We start from the raw sequence: 2,662 nt of genomic DNA, 5'->3' as shown, positions 1-2,662 counted from the left end.
GGCCAGGTCGCGCGCAGCCCGGACGTCTACGAGCTGAGCCGGCCGCTGGAGTTCGTCGCGGTCAACCTCGAGTATTTCCTCCTCGACCCCGGCTACGCCTGCCGTAGGCCGTCGCTGGCGCGTTACTTTCGCGAGCATTTCGCCTGGGCGCCGGCGCAGGCCGACTGCGCCGGCGGTCATGCCTACCTCAACGCCGGCCGCGACTTCGCCCGCCAGCCGCTGGGCCGCCTCGATCCCGAGCGGGTCTATGCGGTCGACTACCTGCTGGCCGAGGCCAACCAGCAATGGATGAGCCGCTGGGGCCACAGCATGCTGCGCCTGGTGGTGTGCGCGCCGGGCCGGCCGCGCGGCCCCGACTGCCGGCTGGATCTCGACCAGCACCTGGTGCTGTCCTACCGCGCCTTCGTCGGCGACCTGCAGCTGTCGAGCTGGGACGGCCTGACCGGCGTCTACCCCTCGCGGCTGTTCGTCCTGCCGCTGGAGCAGGTGGTCGAGGAGTACACCAAGGTCGAGCTGCGCAGCCTGGCCTCGGTGCCGCTCAAGCTGTCGCGCGACGAACTGGAACAGCTGGTCGCGCGCGCCGTCGAGCAGCACTGGAGCTACGACGGCGACTACTACTTCATCTCCAACAACTGCGCGGTGGAGACCCTCAAGCTGCTGCGCAGCGGCACCGCGCATCCCGATCTGCAGGCGCTCGACAGCATCCTGCCCAACGGCCTGCTGCAACTGCTGGCGGCGCGCGGCCTGGCCGACACCGCGGTGCTCGACGATCCCCGCGAGGCGCTGCGCCTGGGCTATCGCTTCGATTCGTTCCGCGAGCGCTACCAGGCCATGTTCGCCGTGCTGCGCCAGCGTCTGCCAATCGCCCAGGACAACGTCGAGGCCTGGCTGGAGCAGCCCGCCAGCGCACGCCGCGACTGGTTCGCCGAGGCCGACCTGCGTGCCAGCGCCGCCCTGCTGCTGCTGGAACAGGCGGCCCTGCGCCGCCAGCTGCTGCTGGCCCAGGACGAGCTCAAGCGCCGCTACCTGAGCGGCCGCGCCGCCGGCGACCCGAACCTGGACAAGGCCGGTGCGGCGCTGGAGCAGATACTGGCCGGCAGCGGCTTTCTCAGCCGCCCGGCCGAGCTGCTCGACGGCGGCTACGGCCTGCCCCAGGCCGGCGAATGGCACAGCCTGGAAACCCAGAGCCGGCAGCGCCAGCAGCAACTGCGTCAGCTCAGCGACGAGCTCGACGCGGAAGTGCGCAAGCTGCTGGCGCCCGCTCGCCTGGCCGAGCTGCAGGCCAACGAGGCCAACCTGGTGGCCCTCGGCGCGCACCTGCGCAAGTTGCACCAAGACAGCGGCGGCCTGCAGTTGCCCTGAGTTATACGGCCAGGAATCTGGTGTGCGCAGCCCGGGCGGCCCCGCGATACCCCGCACCCGCGACCGGCTAGAGAATCTCCTCGTCTTCCTCCGGCAACTGCGGGTCGACGCTCAGCCAGGGCAGCCGGCTGCGCACCCAGATATGCCGATCCGCCGGCGCACGCTCGGGCTGGTCGAGGCAGGCCACGCTGATATCCAGGCTGTGCGGGCTGAGCGCGCTGAACAGGGTCAGCTGGGCACCGCAGTGAGGGCAGAAGCTGCGCGTGCAGGTCGGCGTGCTGGCGTACTCGGCGGGCGTGCCGCGCAGCCAGCGGAAACTGCTCAGCGGCACCGTCAGCCAGGTGACCAGGATGCCGCCGCTGCTGCGCCGGCAATCCGCGCAATGGCAGTGGGCGATATCCGCGAGCGGGGCGTCGAAGACGTAGCGCAGCTGGCCGCAATGGCAGCCGCCCTGGTGCGAGGCGGGCATGGCAGGAACTCCGCGAAGGGCTCGCCAGCAGTCTAGACTCTGACGATCACCTCAACGCCCCGGGTTGCCCATGCGCACCTTGCTCCTGCCCCTGCTGCTGGTCGCCACGGCCCTGCTCGCCGAGCAGGACGACCGCGCCTGCATCGACTGGCTGCAGCGCTGGCAACTGGAGCTGCCGGCGCAGTTCGCCGGCTGCGCCGAGGAGGGCGACGGCGCGGCGCTGTACCAGGTCGCCGCCGGCCAGGCCGAGGCCCTGGAAGCCCTGCTGATCCGCCAGTTCGGCATGGCGCCGCTGGAGTTCCGCGGCTCGGACTGGGAGCCGGCGCGCCACGGCTACCGCCGCACGGCGGACGGCGAGCACCGCATCGTCCTGCACTCGACGCCGACCCTGGCCAACCGCCGCGAGGACTGGGAACGGCTCGACTTCCACCTGCGCATCAGCGCCCTGCCGCCGAGCTGAAGGCTTGCGCCGAGGCGCGCAGCTGGTCGACTATCGCCGCTTTGCCCATGGAAGAAGCTGCCGTGATCGACCTGTTGCTGGCCCTCTGGCCGCTGTTCGCCATGATAGTCGCCGGCTACTGGCTGCGCCTGCGCGACTTCCCCAGCGAGGCGTTCTGGCCCGGCGCCGAGCGCCTCAACTACTTCATCCTGTTCCCCGCCCTGCTGTTCTCCAGCCTGGCCCAGGCGCCGCTGAGCAACCCGGCGCTGCCGCGCCTGGCGCTGGCGGTACTGCTCGGCCTCGGCATCGCCTGGTTCGCCCTGCTGCTGCTGCGCCGCCTGCGCGGCTGGCCGGCCGGGCGTTTCGGCGCCTTCACCCAGGGCATCCTGCGC

At 71.4% G+C, this 2,662-nt stretch carries 3 protein-coding genes and 1 pseudogene; 3 read left to right on the top strand and 1 reads right to left on the bottom strand.

Translation table 11 applies throughout. From position 1 onward, the window contains the following. A partial coding sequence (locus tag N878_RS17275; RefSeq protein ID WP_021444853.1) for a DUF4105 domain-containing protein occupies positions 1–1,362 on the top strand: 1,362 nt, incomplete at its 5' end. Positions 1,363–1,429: 67 nt separating this feature from the next. On the opposite strand, the gene N878_RS17270 is transcribed toward N878_RS17275, so the two are convergent. Beyond that, positions 1,430–1,831: a GFA family protein gene (locus N878_RS17270; RefSeq protein WP_021444852.1), complete on the bottom strand. Its 402-nt coding sequence runs from the start codon at positions 1,829–1,831 to the stop codon at positions 1,430–1,432. 70 nt (positions 1,832–1,901) lie between these two features. On the opposite strand from N878_RS17270, the gene N878_RS17265 reads away from it, so the two are divergent. Then, positions 1,902–2,291, top strand: coding sequence for a hypothetical protein (locus N878_RS17265; protein ID WP_021444851.1), 390 nt, complete (start codon positions 1,902–1,904; stop codon positions 2,289–2,291). Between the two features lie 62 nt (positions 2,292–2,353). After that, a pseudogene (locus N878_RS17260) lies at positions 2,354–2,662 on the top strand (AEC family transporter); the annotation flags it as partial.

It is taken from the genome of Pseudomonas sp. EGD-AK9, assembly GCF_000465935.2.
Classification (GTDB): domain Bacteria; phylum Pseudomonadota; class Gammaproteobacteria; order Pseudomonadales; family Pseudomonadaceae; genus Aquipseudomonas.
This window is presented reverse-complemented; position numbering and strand designations above follow the sequence as displayed.